Source organism: Okeania sp. SIO2F5 (assembly GCF_010692685.1).
GTDB classification, from domain to species: Bacteria; Cyanobacteriota; Cyanobacteriia; order Cyanobacteriales; family Microcoleaceae; genus Okeania; species Okeania hirsuta.
On record NZ_JAAHGU010000240.1, the window covers coordinates 1 to 5,773 of the forward strand.

Here is a 5,773-nt window from a genome sequence, read left to right on the forward strand (position 1 = left end):
GCAAATTGAACCAGAAAAAATGCGTATAGTTCTGCAAGCTGATGTTGAGGGTAGTAGTTTAAGAGGAATTAGCCGTACAGTAAATCTATCCTATAATACAGTAGTGAGCTTGGTGAGAGCTGCCTCTGCAGCAGCAAATTGAGATTTTCAACCGAGATAGCTCCAAAGATGAATTTCCCGATCGCTATAATTTAGTATTTGGATTTGAAGTTGCTCATCATATTAAGCAAAAATCATTGTTGTTTTCTAATATTATTAGGCATCTTCAGTCAGAAGGGTTATTAGTAATGGCAGATTTTATTGCCAATGGAGATTTTGATATTGACCATGAAGAAACTTCTTCTTACTTTATGACTAAACAGCATTGGGTAGAGGAACTATCACCAAATAATTTACAACTGATTGGTGCTATAGATGTCAGTCAGGAAGTAGCAAATTATTTGTATGATGCAGATTTTGAAGAAAATCTCAATGAATTATATCAAAAAAGTTATGATGAGAATATAAAATCGGCTTTCCAATCTTACAATCAGTTAGGAAAATTGCTAAGAAAAGGATTAGCAAGTTATGTATTACTGACGGCAAATAAACAGGAATATCTACCACAAGAGCAAATTTATCAGTTGAACCAAGAAATATTGGAACGACTTTTATCTTATTCATAAGTAGAAGTTAAACAATGGATATACGAACTAAAATGGGAAGTTAAGAACGAACATAAATCAATTTTGCCAGAATAAAAAGAAGGCACTTGGCTAATATTTGCCGATGAGAAAACGCAAAATTTAAAAGCAGTTATAGAGGGAAAAAATCGAAATTGTGTAATAGTAAATCCAGGATCTAGTTACAAGTAGTTAAACGAACAAGACTATCAATTAAACCCCACCAATGTGCAAGATTTCAAACAACTACTAACAGAGTTGTTGACTACTCAAAATACTTTAGAAGGAGTAGTTCATCTGTGGAGTATGAGTACTTCAAAAGAAGAGTTAAAAACTGCTCAAGAACTAGGTTGTGCAAGCATACTCCATTTAGTCCAAGCAATGGTATCGGACTCTCGAACAATAGCACCTTTATTCTTAGTAACTCAAGGAACGCAACAAGTAGCAGATTCTGAAAATAATTTGGAAGTACAGCAAGCACCTGTGTGGGGTTTGAGTAGGGTAATAGCACTAGAACATCCAGAGCTAAAATGTAAGCGCATTGATTTAGGCAAAACTTGGAACAGTTCAGAAACATTAGAAGTATTAGGCAACTCTGTATTAAATCCTGATGATGAAGATCAAATAGCAATTCGTGGTGGAGTACGTTATGTTGCTAGATTGGTAAGGCGGTCTCTCAACCAGGTTTCGCCAGCGCAGAACGCAATTTTAGAGCAAGAACAAAAGATAAAGTTTAATACACAAGGCAGTTACTTAGTGACTGGTGGTTTGGGAGCTTTGGGATTGGAAGTAGCTCAATGGATGGTGAAACAGGGAGCGCAACATATAGTATTAACTGGACGTCGTCCTCCCTCAGAAACAGCTCAGGAAACTATTCAGAAGTTAGAGCAAACAGGAGCAAAAATATCAGTCATATTAGGAGATATATCTGAGGAACAAGATGTTGTAAGCATCCTCAAGCAGATTCAGGAATCTCAACCATCATTACGAGGGGTGATTCATGCAGCAGGAGTTTTAGATGATGGTGTTTTACAGCAGATGAGCTGGGAGCGTTTCAGGAAAGTTATGGCTCCAAAATTAGAGGGTGCTTGGCATTTGCATCAGTTAACTCAAAAACTACCTCTAGACTTTTTTGTTTGTTTTTCCTCCATCGCATCCTTACTAGGTTCATCAGGTCAAGGAAATTATGCTGCGGCAAATGCTTTTATGGATGCTTTAGCTTACCATCGCCGGAATATGGGATTACCAGGATTAACCATTAACTGGGGAGCTTGGGAACGAGGGGGGATGGCAGCTCGTTTAACAAGTCAACATCAAAGTCGGTTACGCACAACTGGAATGGGTATTATAGCTCCAGAGCAAGGATTACAGATATTAGGAGAGTTGTTGCCACAGTCAGTTAATCAGGTAGGAGTATGTCCTATAAATTGGTCGCATTTTTGGGAACAATTACCTAGTGGAGTCAATATACCATTTTTAGAGGCTTTTGCTTCCAGTAAACTGCAAAAAGAAACTGCCAATAGTGAAGAAATATTGGTACAACTAGCAGCAGCAGTTGATAGCTATCGCCTCCAAATTCTGATTGATTTTCTGCAAAGAAAAATAGCTAAACTACTAGGAATGTCTCAGTCTCAACTTCCCAATCCAGAGTTAGGGTTCTTTAGTCTGGGAATGGATTCATTGATTGCTGTGGAACTGAGAAATCTATTGAGTTCTAGTTTGGGTTGTTCTATTAATACAACTACATTGTTTAAGACTTCTAATATTCAAGACTTAGCAGAATACTTAATCAAAGAAATTTTACCGGAGGAGCAAAGTCAAAAAGTTGATATTAAAGAGAGTCAAAACATAACTTCTCCTCAGATGGAAATCCAAGAAGAGGGGAAATTGATGATGCGATCGCTAATGAATTAGAAGAGATACAGAACTTGCTAAAGGAGGAAAATTAGAGTGAGCGAAATAGACAAAAAAAACAACAAAACTTCTCATCTAAAGAAGTGCTTCAAGCTCTCAAGGAAATGCGCAATAGGCTAGAAGCAGTCAACAATGCGAAAACAGAACCAATAGCTATTGTAGGTAGGCTTGTCGGTTTCCTGGTGGAGCTAGCGATCCATCTAAATATTGGAGCTTATTGCATGATGGAATAGATGCTATTACAGAAGTTCCACCTCAACGTTGGGATGTTAATGCTTATTACGATCCTAATCCAGACGTTCCGGGAAAAACATACACCAAAAAGTGTGGATTTATTGAGCAAGTAGACCAGTTTGACCCCTTATTTTTTGGTATTTCCCCTCGGGAAGCAGTAAATTTAGACCCTCAGCACAGATTACTCTTGGAGGTGACATGGGAAGCATTGGAAAATGCAGGACAAACATGGAAAAATCTCAAGAATAGTAAGACAAGTGTATTCATGGGAATCTCCACGGATGATTATGCAGAACTGAATACAAAGCATCAAAATAAATCTTCTTTGGGGAGTTTTTCTCTAGGTAGTGGTCGAAGTGTGGGAGTCGGTCGTATTTCTCATATACTTGGTTTGCAAGGGTCTAATATACAGTTAGATACTTCTTGTTCAAGTTCTCTAGTTGCTGCCCACCTAGCTTGTCATAATTGGATTGAAGAAAATACACATCAGAAAAAACAGTATTTGTCAACCTCAAAAGTATTGCATCCTTTACTTGGTCAAAAGCAACAGCTAGCAGGTTTAGAAAATCAATATCGTTTTGAATCATTATTAGGAGAATATTCACCAACCTACCTCAGTCATCACAGAGTATTTAATCAAGCATTATTTCCCTTAACAGCTTACCTAGAAATGGCTCTAGCAGCAGGAAATTACCGATTAAAAACTCCAAGAATATTGGTAGAAGATGTAGTTATCAGCAAGGGTTTAATTTTACCAACAGAGAAATTGGTTTCAGTTCAAACCATACTCACATTGTTAGACAGCAAAAGCTACCAATTCCAAATATATACTCAACAAGAAGAGCAGAATGAAGAAGAACAAGAGTGGATACTCCATGTCACAGGAAAAATCAGCTTAAACCAAAAAGATACAATTCAAACAAAAGCAGAACTAGAAAAGTATCAGACTGAGTGTAGCCAAACTATAGAAATTGAACAACATTATCAAAAATTTCATCAAATAGGGATTGACTATGGAAGCAATTTCCAAGGTGTTAAACAATTGTGGTCAGGTGCAGAGCAAGCGATCGCTAAGATTGAACTTCCCCAAGAATTAGCAGCGGACATAAAAGACTATCATTTCCATCCTGCATTATTAGATGCAGCTTTGCAGGTAATTTTTCATGCACTGCCAGAAACAAATAGTAACCAAACTTATCTACCAGTAGAAATAGAGCAATTAGAAGTATATAGTCATCCTGGAAATTCCCTATTTGCATACGCTTCAGTCACTCAACCAAAGGGAGAAAGTGAAGGAAATTTAACAACTCAAGTGACCCTAGCGAGTCTAGAAGGAGAAATAATTGCTACAATTAAAAGTTTACGATTAAAACTTACTACTCAAGAGACATTACTGGGAACTGAAGTAGAATCAATTACTGATTGGCTATATAAAGTAGAATGGAGAAACAAAAGTCGTTTTGGTAAGCAGCTACCTCATAATTTCCTGCGGACACCAGTAGAAATTCAGCAAAAATCAACTCCGGAGCTGAAAGAATTAGTAACTCTCTTAGAGAATGATAGAGCAAAGCAAATCGAAACCAGTTTAGAAGAATTGAGTCTAGAATATGTAGTGCAAGCATTGGGAGAAATGGGTTGGTCATACAAACCAGGAGAAAGCTTCTCTAGTGATATGGCGATTCAACGTCTAGGGATAGTTCCAACGCAGCAAAGACTGTTCAATCGTCTGCTACAGATATTAGCAGAAGTAGGAATACTCCAGTCAAATAAACAACAGTGGCAGGTGGTACAAAACTTGGTTCAAGTTAATCCTGGTGAAAAAAGCCAGACTTTACTAAGTCAATATTCCGATGAAGCAGCAGTCTTGACACTTCTCAATCGTTGTGGTAGTCAACTAAGTGGAGTATTACGAGGAGCCATCGATCCAGTGCAATTGGTATTTCCTCAAGGAGATTTAACTGGCGCAACTCAACTGTATCAAGAATCAACCGTAGCTAGAGTGATGAACGCGATCGTGCAAAAAGTCATCACCAAAAGTATCGATCAATTTCCTCAAAACCAAGGGATAAGGTTATTAGAAATAGGAGCAGGAACAGGAGGCACAACTAGCTATATTTTACCTCATCTAAATCCGAACCAAACAGAATATGTGTTTACCGATATCGGAACATTATTCACGACTAAAGCTCAAGAAAAATTCCAGGATTATTCATTTGTCAACTACAAAATTTTGGATATAGAAGCAGACCCAGTAACCCAAGGGTTTGAATCTCATCAGTACGATATAATTATTGCTGCAAATGTAGTTCATGCGACTGCAAATATGAAGCAAACATTATCTCATGTGCAGAAACTGTTAGCACCAGGAGGTATGTTTGTCTTGGTAGAAACAACAATTCGTCAAAGATGGGTGGATTTAATTTTCGGACTATTAGAAGGATGGTGGAAATTCCAAGATTATGAATTACGACCAGACTATCCATTATTGAGTCTAACTACTAGGATTGCCGGGATTGAGCATTCATTGGGGTGCAGTTTCTCAAGTAGGGGAAGCAGCAGAAAGGGGTGCAGATGTTAGGGCGTATCAGCAGGGTATGGGTACTATCTCTCCAACTCAAGTATTAGAGTCCTTAGAACTACTAATGAGGACTACTGCTGGTTGTGAAGACAATATATCAGATGTAGAAGTTGGGGTAATACCCATTGACTGGTCAGCGTGGCAAGAAAGAGTAGAACAATCGCCATTTTTCGCAGACTGGCAGGAAACAGTTCAAGCGACTTCTAAAACATCTATAGCAATGAGCGCTGGCATCTTTACATGTTACATAGATATTTGCAATGTAATATAAAAGTAACTGTATGAGCTGTATTTTTCATAAATTAGGCGATCGCTAAACCTTAAAGTTTTAAGGATGTCTGTAATGGTATTGATAATTTACAGTTTATAGCTTGAAATTGTTTAC

The 5,773-nt window shown here is 37.8% G+C and carries 5 protein-coding genes and 1 pseudogene; all 6 read left to right on the forward strand.

The window, feature by feature from the left end; all coding sequences use genetic code 11:
- Positions 1-127: pseudogene (locus F6K27_RS32155) on the forward strand (IS1 family transposase); the annotation flags it as partial.
- A 112-nt stretch (positions 128-239) separates the two neighbouring features.
- Positions 240-665 (forward strand): hypothetical protein, encoded by a 426-nt coding sequence (locus F6K27_RS32160; protein ID WP_287284069.1) that lies wholly within the window; start codon positions 240-242, stop codon positions 663-665.
- 225 nt (positions 666-890) lie between these two features.
- Positions 891-2,576 (forward strand): beta-ketoacyl reductase, encoded by a 1,686-nt coding sequence (locus F6K27_RS32165; protein WP_287279942.1) that lies wholly within the window; start codon positions 891-893, stop codon positions 2,574-2,576.
- Positions 2,577-2,680: 104 nt separating this feature from the next.
- Positions 2,681-2,809, forward strand: coding sequence for a hypothetical protein (locus F6K27_RS32170; RefSeq protein ID WP_287284072.1), 129 nt, complete (start codon positions 2,681-2,683; stop codon positions 2,807-2,809).
- Positions 2,794-5,388, forward strand: a complete 2,595-nt coding sequence (locus tag F6K27_RS32175) for a beta-ketoacyl synthase N-terminal-like domain-containing protein (RefSeq protein WP_287279944.1) — start codon at positions 2,794-2,796, stop codon at positions 5,386-5,388. Before F6K27_RS32170 ends, F6K27_RS32175 begins: the two co-directional genes overlap by 16 nt.
- A complete protein-coding gene (locus tag F6K27_RS32180) occupies positions 5,324-5,659 on the forward strand; it encodes a hypothetical protein (protein ID WP_287279946.1) in 336 nt (111 codons plus the stop codon). The genes F6K27_RS32175 and F6K27_RS32180 overlap by 65 nt, the downstream gene beginning before the upstream one ends.
- The last annotated feature ends 114 nt before the right edge of the window (positions 5,660-5,773 follow it).

Bases quoted from the DNA above. Each gene is read 5' to 3' on its own strand.
- F6K27_RS32170 (WP_287284072.1), top strand. From the start codon at position 2,681: ATGCGCAATAGGCTAGAAGCAGTCAACAATGCGAAAACAGAACCAATA.